Raw genomic sequence first — 20,798 nt, 5'->3', positions numbered from 1 at the left:
AACAGCTCTCCCTTCTGGCGGGCCAGAATTAATGCGCTATCATCGGGAAAGAGTATTTACGTCGTTTCGGGTACAGCGGTTTATTTATCGCCCACAGAAGATCTTCTGCCGCGAATAAAATAATTTATTTACTGACGCTGATATAAATGAATCAGCTCTTCAGAAAATTCGCGCGCCAGCAGGGAATTCATTAAATGATCCTGCGCATGAACCATAATTAAGGTCATCGGCTGGCGGCCTTCGCCCGCGTCCTGCTCAATCAGCTTCGTCTGCATCTTATGCGCCTGACGGGCGTAGCCGTCGGCTTCGCGCAGCAGATGTTGCGCCTCGCTGAAATTGCCCGCCCGCGCGGCGTGCAGCGCTTCAAAGCAGAGGCTGCGCGACTGCCCCGCATTGACGATGATTTCCATTACCGCTTCTTCCAGTGCAATCATTCTTTGTTACTCTTCATTAATGAAAGGGAATAAAAAGGCGTAACGCTCCCCGCATAGCGAAATACCGCCACGCGTTTAATGCCTCTTATTTCCGGTGTCGTTATTTGAGCCGCGCCGTCCCTGGCGCGACGGGAATTATCCGGTCACGGTTTGCGCCTGTGGGGCCGCGTTACGCGCTTTCAGCTCTTCGGTCTTAATAAGTGAGCGTTCATAGGCGCGCAGGAACGGCAGATAAATCAGCGCTGACATCACCATGCAGATAAGGCACATCACCACCGGGGCCAGCGCCCAGTTGGCGGCCCAGGAAGCGCCGATGGGCGCAGGCGTCGTCCAGGGTGTGAGCGACACCACCTGTTCAATCAGCCCCAGTCGTGTGGCGGTCCAGGCCAGTACGGCGTTGACCAGCGGCACGCAGACGAACGGGATAAACAGAATGGGGTTCATGATGATCGGCGCGCCGAACAGAATCGGTTCGTTGATATTAAAAAAGCTCGGCACGATGCCCATTTTGCCGATGGTGCGCAGGTGCGTCGCCCGGCTTTTAAGGAGCAAAAACGCCAGCGGCAGGGTGCAGCCGACGCCGCCAATCAGCAGGTAGTGATCCCAGAAGCCTTGCAGATAAGTGTGCGGCAGCGCAGCGCCCGCGGCCAGCGCCGCCTGGTTGGCGGAGAGATTCGCCATCCAGAATGGGTTCATAATGCCGGTGACGATAAGCGAGCCGTGAATGCCCGCAAACCAGAAGATCTGGCACAGCAACACGGAGAGCAATACGGCAGGCAGGGAGTCCGACGCGGAAACCAGCGGCTCCAGCAGATGCATAATCGCCTGCGGCATGATCATGCCGGTTTGCGCTTCGATAAACAGGTTCAGCGGGTGCAGCGTTCCCATCACCGCGATAACCGGAATGAGAATCTCAAACGAGCGCGCCACGCCGGTCGGTACCTCTTTCGGCAGGCGGATGGTCACCTTGTGTTCCTTGAGCCACGCGTAGACGCGGGTGGAGTAAATCGCCGTAATCAGCGCCGTGAAAATGCCCTGGCCTGAGAGATACTGCGTGGAGATTTTTCCGTCGGCGTAGGGGGCGGCTACCAGCAGGAACGCCATAAACGCCAGCAGGCCTGCCATGACGGGATCGAGCTGGAACTGACGCCCGAGGCTCGCGCCGACGCCAACGGAGATAAAAAAGGTCATCACGCCCATGCTGAGATTAAACGGCAGCATTAGCTGTTCGCGGTACGTCTGCGAGAAATCGAGCCAGGCGCGGGCAAAGCCGACCGTGGTATCGGCAGAGAACGGCGGGAAGATAAACACCAGCATAAACGAGCCGATAATCATGAACGGCAGCGCCGCGGTGAAGCCGTCACGAATAGCGATAACATATTTCTGCTGGCCGAGTTTCCCGGCGAGCGGCGTAATCGTCTGTTCAATAACGGCAACCATCGACTGATATAAAGAACTCATGGGCGAGATCCTGTTTCTAATGCGCGGCTTCAATAAGCGAGAGCGCGTAATCCAGCACTTTGTCGCCACGCTGCATTCCGTAATCCATCATGTCGATGGCCTGAACAGGAATGCCGTGAGCGGCAGCCTTTTGCGACAGCGTCGGTAACATATACTTCACCTGCGGCCCGAGCAGCACCACCTGATACTTTGGAAACTGCGTATCAAATTCGGCAACGCCCCAGGCTTCAATCTGTACGGGAAGATCCCGTTCTCCTGCCGCGTCAACCATCTTTCTCACCAGCAGACTGGTGGACATCCCCGCAGAGCAACACAGCATAATCTTGTACATGGCCTCATCCTTAAATGTAAAAACTTATTGCGGAGATGATTGGATAGGATATGGAAACCGATTTCCATTTATAAAAAAGAGAAGTGTGAAACCCGTCATGATCTCCGCTTTATCGCGAGAATTAATTGGATTTGTGTCACAGCTTTTCGGGCGAAATGCGTATCACGGACACGAAACGGAAAATCGGTTTCCATGATTTCGGGAAACGGATATACTTCAGGCGGTTATCATCTGAACGATTTTTGATGAAGATTTGACGCAGAAAGCCAGGTTTCTGCCAGGGGAAAAAGATGTCAACAATCAACGACGTATCGCGTCTGGCCGGGGTCTCAAAGGCCACGGTGTCACGGGTGTTGAGCGGATCGCGCGGCGTAAAGGAAGCCAGCCGTCAGGCCGTGCTAAAAGCCGTCGATGAACTCAATTACCGGCCCAATGTTATCGCACAGTCGCTGTTAAGCCAGAGCACCGGCTGTATCGGCGTTATCTGCGCGCAGGAGAATATCAACCAGACCACGGGCTATCTCTACGCGCTGGAAAAACAGCTCAGCCAGCACCAGAAACACCTGCTGCTGCGCTTTGCTAACAGCAAGCATGAAGTGATGAACGCGCTGGACGAACTCACCAGCGGCCTGTGTGACGACGTGCTGATTATCGGCGCGCGGTTTCCGTTAAACATCACCCAGGAAAATGTGATCCTCGTGGACTGCATGGAGAGCGAAAACGCCCCCAGTCTGCATTACGATCACGCATTCGCGGTGGAAACCGCCTGTAACTATCTGATTCGGCAGAACCGCCGCCAGATAGCCCTGATTTATCCGCAGGGCAACGGCTTCGCCGATCAGGTGCTGCTCGGCTATAAGCTGGCGCTGGAGCGCAACTTCCTGCCGTTTAACCGCAATCTGGTGTTTATGGATGCCACGTCCTCCTCGGTGGCGTTGCAGGAGCTGCTCAACAACGCGACAACGCTTAACTTCAACGCGCTGCTGGTGGCGGATGACCAGGAGGCGCAGCGGGTTATTCCGCAGCTTCAGGCGTTTAATAAATCGGTGCCGGACGACATCATGGTCTTCAGCCTCGCGGGCACGCTGCAAATGCCTGGCGTGCCGACCATTCCGGCCATTGAATATTCGATGGATGTGATGGCCGCACGCATTGTGGGCTGGCTGAATGAGAAGACGCAGGATGTGCTGGGCAGCGGCGTGCTGCGCGGCGATCTCTTCCTGCCGGAGATGCGCAAGCGCTAAACGCATCAGGCCGCCTGCGGGCGGCTTTTATTCGCGCATTACGCGTTTAAGCTGGCGGTTGTGGCCGCGCGCCAGCGCAAACACCGAGATAAACGCGCCGAGGAGCGCGCAAAGCATATCCGCCTGCGTGTCCCACTCGTCGCCCTGCGTACCGAGAAAATCATCCGCGTCTTTGCCGAGCGCCAGCGCCACCCACCACTCGATCAGCTCGTAAAAGGCGCTGATAGCAAGCGTCACGCAGCAGACCAGGAACGCGAGCATTTTCGCGCCGAGCCGGTAGCCGCCGCGCGCCAGCACTTCCCGCGCTGAAAGCGACACCACTAAACCCTGCAACACATGGCCGAACCGGTCATACGGGTTACGCGCCATCCCGAGCCACTCCTGCACCATAAACCCGACAGGCACCCGCGCGTAGGAATACATCCCGCCGACGATAAGCGACACGCAGCCGGTGAAAATCAACGCATAGAGCAGCGGCGTGAGCGGGTAGCGCTTCGCGGTGGCCCACAGCACCGGCACCACGATAAACACCGGCACCACTTCCATCAGCCAGGTGAGCCGTCGTTCGGTGGTCAGCGCGGTGAGAATAAGCAGCAGCGCCAGCAGCAATGTGCCGATGGGTAGATACAGCGAGCGGGAGAGCGGCATCAGCGATCCTTCACTTGAGTAAAAGTTACTGTTTAGCGCAAAAGGGGGGGATTGCAAGGAGAGAACAACGGGAGTGATGAGGTCTGGTAGCCATCAACTTTATCCAGAACGCAGATAATTCGATGGCAAAGCCGCTACTGGCGTAACGCTTTAAGTGCAAATTAAAAGCTCCTGTCTCCAGGGCTCATTTCCCCGATGCGTTACCAGGGCGTGCGCTTTATAAAGGGATGTATCAGATATCATCTCTTTTCTTTAATCTCTCATCAGAAGCACAAATAATGGTCCGGAAAAGTAAATGCATAAATAATATGAATAAGGCTAGGCTTCATATAACAAATAATGAATGAAATAAAAGACCACTGTCGTGTTTATCAATGCGTTACTGGATTACTATACTCAAACGCATTTAGCGATACGGTCAAATAAATCCGTTGTAATAACGCGGCGATAATTTCGATAACTTGTTTTTGGCAGATAATTAAAAGAGAATAATCACTTCATTAAAGTGCTTTTGAAATAAAAGCATTATTATTACAGGGATACGTAAGTGAATGAAACATACAGCAATCACCGGTAATATTTCTTTATCGCGTTATCACCTGGATATTAACGGCTGTCCTGTAAACCCCGATGTGCTGATATTCAGAGGACGGGAGGCGCTGAGTGAACCTTTTTCGTGGCGAATTGAATTTACCACGCCGCACACCGTTCCGCGCGAAGATGCCCTGATGAAGTATGCCCGTTTTGATATGAATGGGCTGAAAACTATTTATGGTGTCATTACCCGTTTGGAGTGGCTGTCAACAAACGCTGACCAGTCTCATTATGCGGTCACGCTGGAATCTCGTCTCGCTTTGCTCTCCCGTACCCGTCGCTGCGCCATCTTCCAGAACCAGTCGGTGCCTGAAGTTGTAGAGCAGGTACTGCGGGCGCACGGCCTGGAAGGGCCGGATTTTGAGTTTCGGCTTTCCCGCGAATACCCGTACCGCGACATCATCACCCAGTGGCGGGAAACCGATATTGAATTTATCCAGCGGATTCTGGCCGAAGTGGGCATCTGGTTTCGCTTTGCGATGAACGACGCGACAGAACTTGATGTGGTGGTTTTTGGCGACACGCAACTTCAGTATGAATTCAATATCCGGTTGCCTTACCGGGAGCCGTCCGGGTTGTCGGCGGAGGAAAGCGTCTGGGGCGTGCGTAGCTGGCACACCGTCGTATCAGGGCTGGCTCATGTGAACCGTTATAACTACCGTAGCGCCACGTCGCCCATGCAGGCGCAGGTTGCTGTGCGCAGTGAGGCAGTGACGACAGGCGAGCATTACCGCTATGGTGACATCTATCAGGAAGAGGGGGACGAGCACGATCCTGAACCCGCGACGGAGAGCGGCGCCTTTTATGCGCGCATTGATCATGAGCGTGAACTGAACAAATCAGTCCGCCTGCATCTTTTCAGCAACGCGCCCCATCTGGCGCCCGGCCAGGTGCTGGAACCCCAGGGTGATATCATCACCGCGCTGAAAAATGGTGTGTTAATGACCCTGCTGACGTACAGGGGCGCACGTGACTCCCGCCTGCATGTTTCAGTGTGGGGACAGCCATACACCGAGCGCTACTGCTTTCGCCCGGATTGCCCGCCGCGCCCTGAAATTCACGGAACCCTGCCCGCCCGTGTGGAAAGCCGCGAGAAACACGATATCTACGCCCATCTTGATGAGTACGGCCGTTACCGGGTCAGGCTTGATGTTGACCGCAGCGACAGCGAGCCGGGTTTTGGCTACGTGTGGTTGAGAATGGCGAAGCCTTATACCGCCGAGGACGCAGGCTGGCATATGCCGCTTATTGATGGCACAGAAGTCGCGATCGCCTGGCGTCATGGCGATATCGATCAGCCCTACATCGCCCATGCGCTGCATGATTCTGAACATGCTGATGTGGTGAATCGCGACAACCGTAGCCAGAACATTCTGCGTACCGCGGGCGACAACGAGTTACGCATGGAAGACCGGCGCGGCGAAGAGCATATCGCGCTGACCACGCCTTATGGCGCGTCACAGCTAAATGAGGGGCAGGTCGCTGACGCGCAGGGAAAATCGCGTGGCGCGGGCTTTGAACTGCGCACCGATGAGTATGGCGTCATTCGCGTGGCGAAAGGGCTGTTCATCACCGCTGAAGGGCAGGCCAGAGCCGCAGGCGAAGTGCTGGACATGGAAACGGCCCTGAAAGAGATCGCGCTTTGTCTGCAACAGATTGAAGAGCTTAGCCGCGTCGCAGAGCAGGCGCAGGCATTACAGGCGGATATCGCCAGCCAGACCGCCATGTTTAACGAGCGCCTCAGGCCGCTCAACCAGATGATTCATGCTCATGGCCCGCAAGGCGTGGCGTTCACCAGCGGTGAGCATATGCAGCTTGCCGCCGCGAAAAACGTGGCCATCAATGCCGGGGGCGATATCAGTGTCGGCGTGATGGGGAATATGACAGTGCTGGCGGGTGACAAACTCGGCCTGTTTGCCCACACCGGCCCGCTGAGCCTGAAATCCGGCGAGGGGCCAGTCGGGATGCAGGCGCAGAACGGCAGGATGAGTCTGGCGGCACAGAAGAAGCTGACGATGACCTCCACCCGCGATATTTCCTTTGCCGGCAAGAAGCGCATCACGCTTATCGGCGGTGGCAGCTACCTGAAAATAGAACAAGGGAAAATCGAATATGGCACGACCGGAGTGTATCTGCGCAGGGTGCCGCGAACGTATGTAGGGGCGGCGGCTGCGATGGCTGTTGATTTGCCTTCATACAATAGTGTTGAAGAAATGCCTGCGGCACTCAACGTATTTTTATTTTCATAAGCAAGGAGCTCGCTAATGCATATTTCACCGCCAATTTTATTTCCCCGTAAGGATGATGAAGATTATGCCTCCTGGGTTATGCGTACTATGCCTGTCGACCCGGCTCGGGGTTTTCCTGTAAATGGCGTTGAGTCATGGCATGGCGGAATTCACATCCCTCATACTGATTCAGGTGTGTTCGCTAACCCGCTGAGAGCTGTTGCTGATGGTGTGGTTGTCTGGGCAAGCTATCCGGCTTCACCAGAAAAACGAGGTACGAAACCTCTCAACTATGAGGGTGCAACGGATAACGGTTGTGTGCTTATCCGCCATGAAATGCTGATTGGTGAAATTCCGGAAACCTGCGTGTTTTATTCACTCACAATGCATATGAAGCAGGTGCGCCCGGAAATTCTGAGCAAGTCTGGTATTAACGTCAGACGGGGGCAGATCATTGGTACTACAGGTATGGTTGGTGGACGCAACGCTTACCATTTTCAGATGTGCTGCTCTGCTGAAATGTTGAAGATAATTTGTGGTCGTGATCGCGGGTATCTGGATATTAGTGCTTCGGGTAGAGCTAAATCTCGCTACGGTAATCGCTACTTTTATTTTCCTGCGGGAACGCCCGTATATAATGGAAACTCGCCTTATGAGTTATCACTCTTCCCATTTTGTCACACTTCTATAGAGCTCTATATTGTCCATGAAGGAACGAAAACACGCACGATGCGTAAGGTTGATGGAAGTTACGATTTGGTGGGAGAAACGGCGATAGCTGTAGACTATATTTGCGAGCCCACACCGGTCGTCAGGGGACATCAAATATACAGTGAGTGGGTTAAGGTGATTTACCCTGGTGGCGAGGGATGGGTAGATGTATCCTCACCTAAAATTAAGACCTGGACAGATGCTGATTTTCCGGACTGGGCCGGATGGATTCTTGTAGACGATGATTTAACCCCAGACAGCCAATGTAATTCAAAAATAGTAAAAAAAGCACGGGAGAAACGGTGTGCGGATTTCACCCGGTTTATTTGTAAATTTCCCCTGGAGTGGGACTTTTCATCATTTGATGCACGATTTTCATGGCTAAAAAAACCTAATGCTTCGTTGTCTGAACCCATGAATGATAAGAGTTACACGGCCCTGAAGGAATATGTGAAGGCGTTATCGTTTTTTGAAAAACTGCCAGCAAGTATTCAGAGCGAGTTAACTGGCCAGGTCTGGCATTTCGATCCCCGAGGCCTGATTATCCAACTACAGAAAGCAGAACGCCGGCTCATCTATTCAAGTGCTAATAGTATTAAGCATAAAAAAATGAATGATTTCACTGTTGATGATATGCGTCACGGAGATTTAAACAAAGAGCAGATCCTGGAGCAGGGAAAGGTAAACAAGATTAATATTTATGGCAAGGAACTTAAGAAGAGTTTCTTTAATTTTGACAAGACATTGGAAGAGCATTTCGCCACAATGGACAATATGGCCGAATGGACTGCCTGGGGGGAATATTCTCCGTTAATTAGAATTATGCTGGATAAATTTAAAAGGAACGAAGGTGGTATATTGAGGCATGAGCTTCTTAATAAAGCCTTTTTAGAGCATAAAACCACGAAGATGTGCGTTGAAGAAATTAAAAGGCTGATCAGTCAAAGATTAAATGAAAATAATTTCAAGCCATTATCTATGTTGGATCTGGAGAATTTAAGTAACGACATAGGAAGCCGGATAAAGCTACCAAAGTTTGATGATTATGATTGGGTTAATGGACTCGGTATCGCTATTCATGATACATATTCAACAAACATATATATCGATGAGCTTGATGTTTTTGATGCTAATGTTGGTATGCCAAATCGCGTAACTTTTAAAGCACGTCTGTCATTTTGTATCCAGGATCATTTTGGGCTGGATACAGCAGATATGAATGGTAAAGGGTTTGAAGTTATCCCCTGGTTTTGCTCATGGTTTATTTTGCAACGTTATCAGCACTATGATTTCAAGCCCTTTATTAATGAGGCGAATTTTAGTGTTTGGATTGAGGGAGACTAACATGAGAAAATTAAAGTTGATATCTTTTTTGATACTAACATGCGCCTTTTATGTGTTTTATATTTTTTACCTAAGGCAGGGGGAAATAAACAGCATCTACCAGCAAACTCAATATAATGATATCTGGGGGAAAACTTGTAAGTCCACGGTTGTCGTCGTTGATAATGCGCCTTTGTCGAGAGTTTCTTTGAAAAAAATGTGGTTTCGTTTTAGTGAGGGTATTATGAGAAACTGGAAACCTCTTGATAATGACTGTGACAGTATACTTTTCATAGATAATAAGTTGTCAACACCCTATGATCAAAGTGAGTTAGATTATTGGATGGGGGATGATTATTATTGCTTAAATGGTAAATTAAGTAATGGCCTATGTTTACCTAAAGAGAGCCAAATTTTTGTTATCCAGCTCAGGACATCTACGGAGGATGATGAGAAGGTGGGAATTATTGGTAATAAAGCTGTTTATATTCATTTTATCAACTATGGTGGCTAAAGTTTATATTAATATGTAAGAATTTCATCTAAATAAAAATAAAAATAAAAATAAAAATAAAAATAAAAATAAAAAAATACTGGTTGAGATATTTCCTTTGCCGGCAAGAAGCGCATCACGCTTATCGGCGGCGGCAGCTACCTGAAAATAGAACAAGGGAAAATCGAATATGGCACGACCGGAGTGTATCTGCGCAAGGTGCCGCGAACGTATGTAGGGGCGGGGGCTGCGATGGCGCAGGAGATGCTCGTTATGCCCATAGCGGATGGGTACAGCGAATTCTTTATTGTGCGCGGCCAGGCAACGAATGAGCCGCTGGCTGGCTTCCCCTATACGCTCACGTTTTCGGGCGGCACGCTGCGCGGTGAAACCGATGCCAACGGTGAGACGCAGCGCGCCTGGAGCAAACAGAGTGAGGAAATCGCGCTGACACCGCACCCGGAACATTTCCGCCGGGAATATTTCAGCGCCAGCTACTGGGATAGCCGCACCTCGCTGTCGCTCGATTTTTCAGATTACGACAATGAGGAAAATTGATGGCAGCAGGGAAGAGAGCCGCCGGCATGCCGGGCGAGCCGCAAAGAACGGCAACAACAGTAAAAGCGCCTGAAGGTACGTTGGCCAGAGTCACCAATCCGCTGGATTTATGGTACCTGTGCGAGAAGGTGAACTACGCGCTGAAATATCCCGTGAAGCGCTCCGACGGGAAGATGATGTATCAGCGAAAGGTGACCCGGCTTATTCGGCAGGATGACAGGAACTTTAATTACCATTTTCCCTACATTGGCGAAGTGGGCTACGACATGACGCGCAATCCGCCCTCGCCGCTAATGAGCAGGCGGCACCCTGACTGGCCGAGCAGCTTCCCGCTCGCGCAATATCGCCTGATAAAACAAGGTTATGAAATGCGCCTGCGGGAAATGGCCGAGGGGGAAGTGGAGCGCGTTATCGAATTGCTGACGCGGGATGAACTGGAAACACTACCTGCGCCGGAGGCCGGTGACATCATGCTGGATGATGCGCTGGATATTGTGCTCAAACGCAACGGGAGCTTTCGGATACCGGATGTTATCCGAATCAGCGACGTCACCCTGACGGGTAACGCTGCCTTTAGCCAGGGAAATATTCATACGGTGATTGAGCTTAAGTTTCCGGGGGACAGGTTATCGCCAGAACAAGAAGTGAGCTATCGGTACATTGCAGGTGACAGGGAAAAATTTCGCTTATTGGAAACTGATGTCTGTCAGATAGATGATAAACGCAAACGCGAGTGGATACGGGATGCCGTTCAGGAGCCGGTCTATAAACCGGTAGCGGATGCGCTGGGAGAAACCGAACAGATCTGCCTTCGCCCGGATGTGCCAGCGTATCACCTGCTGGAAGGAGAAATGGAGCAGGAGTTTCGCCAGGTACAACACCATTTCTACCAGTTGGCCGGCGACTACTGGGTGCCTCCTGCGGGCATGGAGGTCAATACCTTAAAACCACAGCAAGATGCCGGGGATATCGCCCGACAGACGCAGGAGCGGGAGCGAGCCGCCGGGTTTCTCGGGGCCTTGCTGGCGGGGCCAATGGTTGTTATTCCCGCCACGGCAGGCGTGGGAGCCGTCGCGGTAGCGACGGGAGAAAGCCTGACGGGCACGATTGTCGGGAATGCGGTGCAGTATGCCAGAACGGCAACCACCTTTTTGCTGCCGGCAGGCGGCCTCGGCATGGCAACGGCGGCTGAACCTGAAGAACAGCCATCAAATACATTTACCCTGAAGCAAGCTCAGGATTTTGTTTACTGGCCCGATTAAGGAGCGGATAAATGGATTTTTTTGAGAAATTTAAGCAGGCCGAATACGATTTTACTTACGGTGCGGAAGATGACCCGGAATACCATAACGCCTTACAGGTGGGATTAGCGGCATGGTTTTACCTGGATAAAGGTTATACCAAAGAAAACCGGGCCAGAATAGCTGAAGCCTGGCAGCTTTACCATAATGAATTCGGTGCAAAATTAAAGTGGGGATATATTGATGATCCTAATGCGGAGATTGACTATAGCGCTATTTCGTTAAAAAAATTCAAAGAGATTATTATTGGAAGTTTTGGCAATGATTTGGATTTTCAATGGTATTCCGAAAAAGGGTTTCGCTATGCCAGCAATTATGCGGTTAGTGTCAGCTCCACTGCTGGATGGTACGAGTCAATTCATAAACGGGTGAGTTGTTTTGGGTTTTATCTTCCAGTATTATTGTTGAATAACAAAAAGCATTTGGAAGATTTTCTTTTTCAAATTTGTAGTGTTTTAAAACCTATGCACGGACTTATAGGGTTAGGTATACAGCAGTGCTACGAAAAAGAGCGATATCAGCATCTCGAATATGAAATTTGCAATGAGTTTAATGGTGTTGATGTTATTAATTCTAATACGGATAAAAAAATGAGGGCGGGCCTACGCTCCGTTAACTGGTATACTTTTTTTAACAATGAGTGGCTAAATAAACTGGGTGGGGTTCAGTATTTACGGAGTGCTCTGGGCAACGCATCGATTGAGATAATACCTTATGATGCTGGTGTTATTATCCGCGCCGGAGAATGGCCGGAGTTAGGCTGGGTTAAGGATAATCCATACCCTGAACTGTACGTGAAAGTGAATAAGGTACTTAAACCTATCCGCGCACCGGAAATTGGTAGCCTGGGGTATGGCTCGATTGCCGGCGAAATCCGTTTTGACAGAAACTCCACCGCCCGGTGGCTTGCCCGCTTTGATGTAGACCTTCCGCCGCTTGCCACCATGCCAGCGGTAAAAGATCCGGTGCGGATAAGCTGCTGGACAGACGATATTGCGCCTTACGCGGGCCAGTGGGCCACGATTGTCAACGGCACCACCGACTATATTCAAACGCGGGAAGGGCAGAAGATGCCTTATTTTGAAGATAAACACGGCAATAAATATCGTGCCCTCTGGCAATTGCTGAAGCGTGATGATAAAGGCAGCGTTTTTATCATGCAGGAATAATAAAAAGGGCCTCTTGTCAGAGAGCAGGCCCTGTTAAGGAAAAGATAAAATGGATTTTTTTGAGAAATTTAAGCAGGCCGAATACGATCTTACTTACGGTGCGGAGGATGACCCGGAACACCATAACGCGTTACAAGTGGGGATAGTGGCACGTTTCTATCTTGATAAAGGTTATACTAAAGAAAATCGAGAGCATATCGCGGAGGCCTGGCAACTATTCCACAATGAGTTTGGACATTATTTGAAGTGGGGATGTGTTAATGACCCAAACAAAGAAATAGCTTATAGACATATATCATCAGAAAAATTTAAAGAAACGATTATTAATAGCTTTGGTGATGATCTTGATTTTATGTGGTCTGCTGAAAAAGGATATCGCTATTCCAGCGATTATAGTGTTGAAATAAACTCACCCGCGGGGTGGTTTGAAAATATACACAACCCTGTTAGCTATTTTGGTTTTAATCTTCCTGTGGCTGAATTGAACAATAAAGAACATGTCGAAAAGCTGTTGTTGATTTTTTGTAACATACTCAATCCGTTACATGGAATTATGGGGCTTGGGCTACAGCAATGTCATGAAAAAGAAAGATACCAGCATCTGGAATATGAAACTGGACAGGAGTTTCTTGGTCTTGATATCACAAATTCTAAAACAGATAAACACTCACGTGAAGGCATTCGCTCGGTAAACTGGCACACCTTTTTTAATAATGATTGGCTAAATAAACTGGGTGGAATTCAGTATTTACGGAGTGCTCTCAGTAATCCATCAATTGAAATAATAAACTATGATTCTGGTGTTATTATCCGCGCCGGAGAATGGCCGGAGTTAGGCTGGATTAAGGATAACCCATACCCTGAACTGTACGTGAAAGTGAATAAGGTGCTTAAACCTATACGCGCACCGGAAATTGGTAGCCTGGGGTATGGCTCGATTGCCGGCGAAATCCGGTTTGACGACAGCTCAACTGCCCGGTGGCTTGCCCGCTTTGATGTAGACCTTCCGCCGCTTGCCACCATGCCAGCGGCAAAAGATCCGGTGCGGATAAGCTGCTGGACAGACGATATTGCGCCTTACGCGGGCCAGTGGGCCACGATTGTCAACGGCACCACCGACTATATTCAAACGCGGGAAGGGCAGAAGATGCCTTATTTTGAAGATAAACACGGCAATAAACATCGTGCCCTCTGGCAATTGCTGAAGCGAGATGATAAAGGCAGCGTTTTCATCATGCCGGAATAGACTGGAAGTGCTGCCTGGTAATATTTAGCTTCATAAAAAAACAGCCGCAGAAATACTGTATTATTATTAAGCTTAACTAATTTACCAGCAACATGAAGAACGTGCCCATAAAATAACTACAGACGGGGGCACGATAATCAGGCTTTCACATACCAATGAGCCTGTTGCCCGCCAATGTATATCATCACTTTTCTTAAATAACTGTACGGCAATACGTCGGGCAGACCTCAGGTATGGTTTGCTAGATTTGACTCGTCAACTCAGGTCGTAGATTTCATGGTAGCGCTATGGCGCTACTTTGACTGGAAGAAAATATTTATTAAGACAGGCCGTTTCCGTACATAATCTTAAGGCCCACTCTTTTTTGCCGAAAAATCAATGAATAATATGCATGTATTTTTTTGAGGAAATTATTTAATTGCTTTGTTTATACTAAATATGAATTGTTTCTTTTCAAAAAATAAGTTTTATTGGAATGATGGTCGATAATGAATTTCACTTATTAACAATAATTTCAAGCCCTTGTTTGGTCAGGTTGGCTAATAAAAGAGTGGCTGAAAATCTATATTAATAACGAGTGTGAATTTACTTTGATAATTTTTGTTAAATGTATGAATTTATCTGGTTGTTTATTAAGCGCTATTGCGCCGTTTCTTACGCGAGTGACAAGAAATTGTTACGTGGCAGAAATAATTAATTTTTGAAATTAAGTTCTCAATGAACGACGCAAGTAAAAGCAGCGTCAGCCTCTGCGGCAGTAAACAGTTATTATTTAAATTTTTGAGCGATAAAAACACACCATGACAGAAAGATAGTGAAACTGATTTTTACATATCAACTCTCCTGTCTCATTTGTTAACAACCTTAACAGGCGTAGCATTTTTATAGGTAAGAATTTATTTTATTCATAAGATTTATTATTGCTGTGTAAATCATAAATTTTGATTACTGAAACGAGTACGCCACCTCGTAGGCCGGATGCAAACTGGTTTTATTGCCCGGCTTTTTTGCTGAGCGCCTGACTGAAAACGGGCATTCAACAAAGAAAAACACATTCTGGCAGCCTGACCGTATGCGCTTTGGTCCCCTTCACGGGAAACGGCGATGGGCGGTAGCGTGCGCAATGATATTCAGTAAATTTTAATTTTTTTGATTGAGGTATAGGCAATTTTTATGGCAGAGTTATTTACCCCCGAGTTTTTACTGGGATTCATGATTTTCTTTATTGTTTATTGGCTTGTGGCGCCATGGTTAAAGTTACAGAACTTTATTCTATTGATTGCTGGATACTGGTTACTTAGTCAGGCGGGGTGGGAAGTATTGCTTATTCACCTCTCTTTCAGTCTATGTGTTCTGTTTTTAATTTTGCTCTCAAGAAAAACAAAGTTGGCTACATATTTGCCCTCTGTCTTAATTGCTATTGTCGTAATCTATTTCTTTATCTTTAAATGTTTTTCTCCGATTATGGTCTGGGGGCAAGGGATCATTGATACTCTAACTGTCAATTTACAGCTACCGATGATCAATATACAATTGCCGCTGGGCCTTTCTTTTTATCTGTTTAACGCGATTAGCCTGGTGATAGCGGTTGTTCGTGGTGATATTCGCGATATAAATATGATTAGCGTTCTGTTATATATGAACTTTATGCCTACAATTATCGCCGGGCCAATTAACCGGGCTACATGGTTAATGCCTCAGATTGATTCGGCGCATCGAAGCATTAAAGCGTATCAGCGTGCGATTTGGCTAATCGTTCTGGCGATAGTGAAACTCTTCTGGCTGAGCGCCTGGCTTGACCAGCAATTTGTTGCCGGGATATTCTTTTCACCTCTGCGTGAACACGGGCTGGCTTCGTTGGCGGCAGTTTATGGTTGGGCGTGGGAAATCTACTTCAACTTTTCCGGTTACACCAATCTGGTTACCGGGATCGCATTACTGCTGGGTTATCAGATTGGCGAAAACTTTCAGCACCCCTATCTGGCAGCTAATATTCAGGATTTCTGGCATCGCTGGCATATTAGCCTGTCAACGTTTATTCGGGATTATATCTATATTCCTCTTGGTGGAAACCGCAAAGGTATCTGGCGTACGCAGCTTAATGTGATGATTGCCATGATACTCTCCGGGCTATGGCATGGCGTAGGCGGAACCTTTATTGTGTGGGGGGCGCTTCATGGCCTGGGAGTGGTTATCTATAACGTCTGGACAAAACAGTTAAAGGAAAGATGGTCATGGATTATTCCACCGATAATTGCCCGGCTGCTGACCTTTAATTTTGTTTGTCTGGCGTGGGTTTTCTTCAAAGCAAATAGCGTGTCAGACGCCCTGCTGATCGTTGAAAACATTTGCACTGTACATATTGAAAGTATTTCTTCAGCATCGGCCTGCGCTGTTATTGCCAATACTTTGCTGATTGTTATCTATCCTTCGATTATCAAGTTAAGAATGCGATGTGTACCTATTTTGAATGATATCAAATGGTATGCGATCCCGCTTGTGGTTATTCCCGTCTTAACCATTACATTTATCCTTGCACCCGCTGGCATTCCGGGGTTTATTTATGCAGGTTTCTGATTACACAAATATCATCTACCAGACAATCAAAGTCTCCATTGCCATTTTGGTCTCTGCGTTGGGCGTGGTATGGATAAATCAGCAAGCGTTCAACCAGTACTGGCTGCTGCATTTTCATCGAGAAACGCCCTGGGAGAGTACGAATGTCTACTGGTGGTCTTACGGTGCGAAGGTAGGCGATGCCCTCAACTCGTCTGAGGAGAACTTTCTGCGGGTACTGTCAGGTGAAATGGACGAACCCGCTCCCGCTGTGATTTCCGGAATGATAAAAAGCGTAGATTGCACGGCCATTTCGTCACCGGGCCGGTCTCAGGAGATAACGGCTAACAACGAATCTTCACCCTATATCCCACCTTCAGGCGCTCAGAGTCAATTGCCTGCCGCCGCGAGCTCGCCGGAACTTATTTCTGAACTGGCACCAATAAAAACATCGCCGGAGAAGGTGTTATTACCAGCCAGGAAAAAGGTGCTGATGATAGGAGACTCCATGATGGAAGGAGTCGCCCCGCAAATTATCTCATTGTTGAAAAAAGAACATCAGATTGAAAGCGTGAATCTGAGCAAGCGGAGCACGGGGTTAGCCTATCCATCATTCTTTAACTGGCCTAAAACGACCGAAAACACGCTTATTCGCGAGCCGGACATCGGCCTGTTAATTGTTTTTTTAGGGCCAAATGATCCCTGGGATATGCCTTCTGAGCAGAATAGGCATTTTCTCAAGTTTAAAAGCGCGGAGTGGGAAAACGAATATCGACAACGGATTGAGCGGATTCTGACTTCGGCGCAACAGCGTAATATCCCGGTTATCTGGGCGCTACTGCCAGTTATGCGTAAAAGTAAATTGAATGCCGGGGTTAGCTATCTTAATACGCTTTATGCAGAGGAGGTGAGCAAAGCAGGAGGGGTGACAGTCGATGTGAATAATATTTTCGGCTACAAAGACAATCACTATTCTCCTAATACAGTTGTTGACGGGAAGAGGATGCGCGTACGTGCAGATGACGGTATTCACTATTCCCCTGAGGGACAGCGACTGATTGCGCGCGCTATCCTGAACAAAATTCAGTTTTCAGAAATAAATCATGGGTAATTGCGCGTGAAAAAAAATAAAAAATATGTAGCGTCAGCGGTACTTTGCGTCGCCGTTGTGATCGTATTGGCTGCCTGCAATGATAATGCCAGCTTAAAAAAAAGGACTGCTGAACCTAAGACAACACAGGCCGGGGTATTAACTGATTACGGTGAGAGTAATTTATCGCGTATGGCGGAGAAATTGCGCCACAGCCAGAGTGAGCTTACCCATATCGTTTTCCTGGGCGATTCACACACTGCTGCTGATTTTTTCTCAGGCAGTCTGCGTCAACATTTTCATTCCGTATATGGCGACGGTGGAGCAGGCTTTATTAGCCCGGTCGCGGTTCCGGGAAACCGATACAGCAACGCCTATTTTCAGAATATTTATGGGATGAAGCTGGTCACCAGCCGTCGCGATAAAAACCCCAACTTTACATTGGGTGGAAATATCGTCACACCGGTTAACAGCAATAATGGCGCACAAATTATTGTTCGCGCTCCACAGGGCCGTGAATTCGTGCAGGCGCTTTATGCTTCGCCCTCTGTGGGACAATGGTTGGTTGACGGTGTGAGATATACACTTGCCGCAACGGGAAAGGGTTGGGCTTTTAGCCAGCCAGTAACCGTGGATAGCACTTTTAGCTGGTCAATGTCTGAAGCTGCACCTACGGCAATTGGAGGCCTGATGCTGACATCAACAAGTGGCCACGGAGTAGTGCTAAGTGCGCTGGGGATTAATGGTGCGCAGGTATCAATGCTTGACAAATGGCAGAATAACTGGGGCGGAGTATTGAAACAGCTTGCACCTGACATGGTGATTCTTGCCTATGGTACCAACGAAGCGTTTAACACAGATCTTTCAACGGAGGCGTATCGCCAGACGCTGCAGCGCCAGATAGAAAACATTCGGCAGTCAGCGCCAGATGCTGCCATTCTGTTGATTGGCCCTGGCAGCAGCGTTATGCATAAGCAGGGGCATGGCTGCGTGCAGCGACAGCCCGCGTTGCTGAAACCGATCATCGCCGTGCAGCAGCAGGTTGCCCGTCAGGAGCACACGTTGTTCTGGAACTGGTTTTATTTTATGGGGGGTGACTGTGCGATTGAAAGCTGGGCGGCGCAAGGTAAAGCAAGACCAGATTTGATTCATCTGACTCCTGAAGGATATCAGGAAAGCGCGAATGGACTGTTTAACGATTTATCAGCCGTGCTTAAATAATTCATCGAGAGAAATTATTTGCTCCGATATCCGGAATAAAGATTAATCGCGACAATGCCTGATGAAAAAGTAAGAAATGTTATTAATAAAGTTGCGGCGTGAAAAATTTCTGGCTTTTCATTTCTGGCATGAATTGCCAACTTGTTGATAGCATGGCTGTTGCCTGGCAGTGTTCCACCTCTGGTATTTTCGCTTCCTTTCTTGCTGGCCATGGGAAAGGTTATGAGCCATCTTAAGGGCCCTTTTATCGATGAACATATCAACAATCAGGAACAATTTTAATCGAAACGGAAGGCATTCGGTATTGCCTTTGTCGCTATGATTGCCATAGGCACTCTATTATCTGCTTTATTTATTCTGTTCGCTTATTAACTGATGCGCTGAACTGCGTAACCGGCAAATTAATAATCCGCTTATCGGTATAAATTCCTTATTAAGTATCGTGGAGCAAATAATGACGTCTGTTATACCCGTGCCTTTTTACTATAAAAAAAGCATGAAAATATCTATTGTTGTTTCCTTTATTCTCGCTGGTGCCATCGCAACATATGCGGCGATATCAACAAGGGAGGAAAAAGATCCCGTTATTATCCCATGGGCACCGAAAAACGATCTCGGTGTTGATGTTTCAGAGCCGGACGTGCTTATTGATAGTAGCTCATTAAGTAAACTGCCCGCAGATATTTTGAGCGTGCCGTTATTAAAAGATACTTTAACTGAAGATTTCGTTTTCTATTATCAAAATAATGCAGACAAACTGGGTTTGACAGGAAGCTTACAGCGTATTGTCTATGAACATCACCTGACGCTGAAAGATTCGCTGATCAACGAGTTACTCAACCAACCAGCGAAAATTGCCTTATGGCGCGATCATAAGGGCAAGCTTAATCATTTCATTATGGTTATCCACCGCAGCGGGCTTGCTAAAATGCTGGAGCCACTGGCACATGTCGTGGCTGGTGACTCGCAGTTGAGCAAAGCTTCACCGGAAACTATTCAGGTTGGCAATCGCGGCATCGCGCTCTACAAGTTACGCTACAATGGGCAAAAATCGCTCTTGTTCGCCAGCGACGGCGATAAGATGGTGCTACTGTCCGGCGAACGTTTTCTGTTTAAGGACAATAAACAGGTCGCAGATACCACTGCTTTGTTAAACGATCTGTTTCACGATAAACAGCCATGGAACGAGGCGTTTTCTCTCACGCCAGCCGCTGGCAGTAAAACGAAAAAAGCATTTCAGCAGCAGATTTTGGTGCGTTCGAGTTACCTCGCCATGGGTTACCAGCGATTTATCCCCGCTTTTAAAGGTATTCGCTTCGATAAAGACGTGAAAGGGTGGCATAGCTATCTGGCGTTAAACGGCAGCGATGAAAGTGAAGAAACGTCGCTGGATTTCTCTCCCGTATGGCAGACCATGCCTTCAGGTGCCGGTTTGTGTGTAGCACTGCCGCTATCACGTCGGATGCCCGCCTATATGTTGCGCCACGCCGGGATAGCACCGAAGGTATCACAGAAGATTGGCGACCAGTTTAGCGGTACCGCCGGGTTATGCTGGTATCCGCAGTCTCGTCTGTACTCGCCGCTGTTGGTGGCGCAACTCACGGATGCGCCGGGTAAATCATGGGATGATTCCCTGGCCACACTGTTCAGCCAGTTTGTCGGAAAACCCAACCAGCCGGTGGAGGCAACCAGCGATAATGGAATGCAGCGCTGGCAGCGCGAGATACCTTCCCGCTATGCGCCGTATCCGGGTTCACAGTCGCATCATCCTGATGCGGACGGTCGTTTCTTCCGTGTAAGTCTGGCGCACTATCAGCAAACGGTGGTTTTTTCGCTTGACGATACCCTGGTCGATAATGCGCTTCGCACTTTAAGGAAGAATTTCCCACCGATGAGTGACGTATTACCCGCAAAAACCAATACCGCGCTGTATTTTGCCCCAGCCAGGCTGGCGGATATCTTCAAACAAGAAGCCTACAGTAGCCTGCCGCAAGAGATGGAACCGGTCTTTTATAACGCCGCGCAGACGCTGCTTTACCCACGCCTGACCACGCTGGCAAAGGAACCTGCCTATGCGGTTACGTTGCCGAAGGGCGCTGATATTGAACCGGCACCACACTGGATACCGCTGGAGTGGCTTCCGCTGTGAAAGGGCAACATCTGGTCGCAGCCGCACTGCTCGGAATAACG

Annotated in this window: 16 protein-coding genes; 12 read left to right on the top strand and 4 right to left on the bottom strand. The window is 48.7% G+C overall.

All coding sequences use genetic code 11. The features are described 5' to 3' along the window. Positions 1 to 128: 128 nt before the first annotated feature. The 3 genes from G6041_RS13015 to G6041_RS13005 all read right to left on the bottom strand — a co-directional run bounded on the left by G6041_RS13015 (position 129) and on the right by G6041_RS13005 (position 2,226). On the bottom strand, positions 129 to 434 hold the full coding sequence (locus G6041_RS13015) for a PTS lactose/cellobiose transporter subunit IIA (RefSeq protein ID WP_004384871.1): 306 nt from the start codon (positions 432 to 434) through the stop codon (positions 129 to 131). Between the two features lie 135 nt (positions 435 to 569). After that, positions 570 to 1,895 (bottom strand): PTS cellobiose transporter subunit IIC, encoded by a 1,326-nt coding sequence (locus G6041_RS13010; protein WP_004384872.1) that lies wholly within the window; start codon positions 1,893 to 1,895, stop codon positions 570 to 572. 16 nt (positions 1,896 to 1,911) lie between these two features. Next, positions 1,912 to 2,226 (bottom strand): PTS sugar transporter subunit IIB, encoded by a 315-nt coding sequence (locus G6041_RS13005; RefSeq protein ID WP_004384873.1) that lies wholly within the window; start codon positions 2,224 to 2,226, stop codon positions 1,912 to 1,914. Between the two features lie 290 nt (positions 2,227 to 2,516). On the opposite strand from G6041_RS13005, the gene G6041_RS13000 reads away from it, so the two are divergent. After that, positions 2,517 to 3,470 (top strand): LacI family DNA-binding transcriptional regulator, encoded by a 954-nt coding sequence (locus G6041_RS13000; protein ID WP_007764195.1) that lies wholly within the window; start codon positions 2,517 to 2,519, stop codon positions 3,468 to 3,470. A gap of 27 nt (positions 3,471 to 3,497) precedes the next feature. Here the strand turns inward: G6041_RS13000 and G6041_RS12995 are convergent, their stop codons facing one another. Beyond that, positions 3,498 to 4,118, bottom strand: a complete 621-nt coding sequence (locus G6041_RS12995; RefSeq protein WP_012123752.1) for a DUF2238 domain-containing protein — start codon at positions 4,116 to 4,118, stop codon at positions 3,498 to 3,500. A gap of 551 nt (positions 4,119 to 4,669) precedes the next feature. On the opposite strand from G6041_RS12995, the gene G6041_RS12990 reads away from it, so the two are divergent. The 11 genes from G6041_RS12990 to G6041_RS12940 all read left to right on the top strand — a co-directional run bounded on the left by G6041_RS12990 (position 4,670) and on the right by G6041_RS12940 (position 20,757). After that, a complete protein-coding gene (locus tag G6041_RS12990; RefSeq protein ID WP_041460367.1) occupies positions 4,670 to 6,961 on the top strand; it encodes a type VI secretion system Vgr family protein in 2,292 nt (763 codons plus the stop codon). 15 nt (positions 6,962 to 6,976) lie between these two features. After that, complete coding sequence (locus G6041_RS12985) at positions 6,977 to 8,995, top strand: DUF3289 family protein (RefSeq protein ID WP_054628557.1); 2,019 nt, start codon at positions 6,977 to 6,979, stop codon at positions 8,993 to 8,995. Between the two features lies 1 nt (position 8,996). Beyond that, positions 8,997 to 9,488, top strand: coding sequence for a hypothetical protein (locus tag G6041_RS12980; RefSeq protein WP_012123755.1), 492 nt, complete (start codon positions 8,997 to 8,999; stop codon positions 9,486 to 9,488). Positions 9,489 to 9,740: 252 nt separating this feature from the next. Next, the gene (locus G6041_RS12975) at positions 9,741 to 10,025 is read left to right on the top strand and encodes a hypothetical protein (protein ID WP_227003039.1); all 285 of its coding nucleotides are present in this window, start codon (positions 9,741 to 9,743) and stop codon (positions 10,023 to 10,025) included. Then, positions 10,025 to 11,287, top strand: a complete 1,263-nt coding sequence (locus G6041_RS12970; protein ID WP_166491666.1) for a VRR-NUC domain-containing protein — start codon at positions 10,025 to 10,027, stop codon at positions 11,285 to 11,287. Before G6041_RS12975 ends, G6041_RS12970 begins: the two co-directional genes overlap by 1 nt. 11 nt (positions 11,288 to 11,298) lie before the next feature. Beyond that, positions 11,299 to 12,495 (top strand): type VI immunity family protein, encoded by a 1,197-nt coding sequence (locus G6041_RS12965; RefSeq protein WP_054628510.1) that lies wholly within the window; start codon positions 11,299 to 11,301, stop codon positions 12,493 to 12,495. A gap of 49 nt (positions 12,496 to 12,544) precedes the next feature. Continuing rightward, complete coding sequence (locus G6041_RS12960; RefSeq protein ID WP_012123761.1) at positions 12,545 to 13,741, top strand: type VI immunity family protein; 1,197 nt, start codon at positions 12,545 to 12,547, stop codon at positions 13,739 to 13,741. A 1,173-nt stretch (positions 13,742 to 14,914) separates the two neighbouring features. After that, complete coding sequence (locus G6041_RS12955) at positions 14,915 to 16,318, top strand: MBOAT family O-acyltransferase (RefSeq protein ID WP_012123764.1); 1,404 nt, start codon at positions 14,915 to 14,917, stop codon at positions 16,316 to 16,318. Then, positions 16,305 to 17,408 carry an SGNH/GDSL hydrolase family protein gene (locus G6041_RS12950; protein ID WP_012123765.1) on the top strand — a complete coding sequence of 368 codons (1,104 nt, stop codon included), beginning with the start codon at positions 16,305 to 16,307 and terminating at the stop codon, positions 17,406 to 17,408. Before G6041_RS12955 ends, G6041_RS12950 begins: the two co-directional genes overlap by 14 nt. A gap of 6 nt (positions 17,409 to 17,414) precedes the next feature. Beyond that, positions 17,415 to 18,608, top strand: coding sequence for an SGNH/GDSL hydrolase family protein (locus G6041_RS12945; RefSeq protein WP_041460678.1), 1,194 nt, complete (start codon positions 17,415 to 17,417; stop codon positions 18,606 to 18,608). A gap of 454 nt (positions 18,609 to 19,062) precedes the next feature. Beyond that, positions 19,063 to 20,757 carry a DUF2138 domain-containing protein gene (locus tag G6041_RS12940; RefSeq protein ID WP_012123767.1) on the top strand — a complete coding sequence of 565 codons (1,695 nt, stop codon included), beginning with the start codon at positions 19,063 to 19,065 and terminating at the stop codon, positions 20,755 to 20,757. Positions 20,758 to 20,798 lie beyond the last annotated feature (41 nt).

The sequence above is a fragment of the Cronobacter sp. HA18003 genome (genome assembly GCF_011605905.1).
Lineage (GTDB): Bacteria > Pseudomonadota > Gammaproteobacteria > Enterobacterales > Enterobacteriaceae > Cronobacter > Cronobacter sakazakii.
Note: the sequence above shows the minus strand (reverse complement) of the source record. Positions and strands in the feature narration are given on the sequence as shown.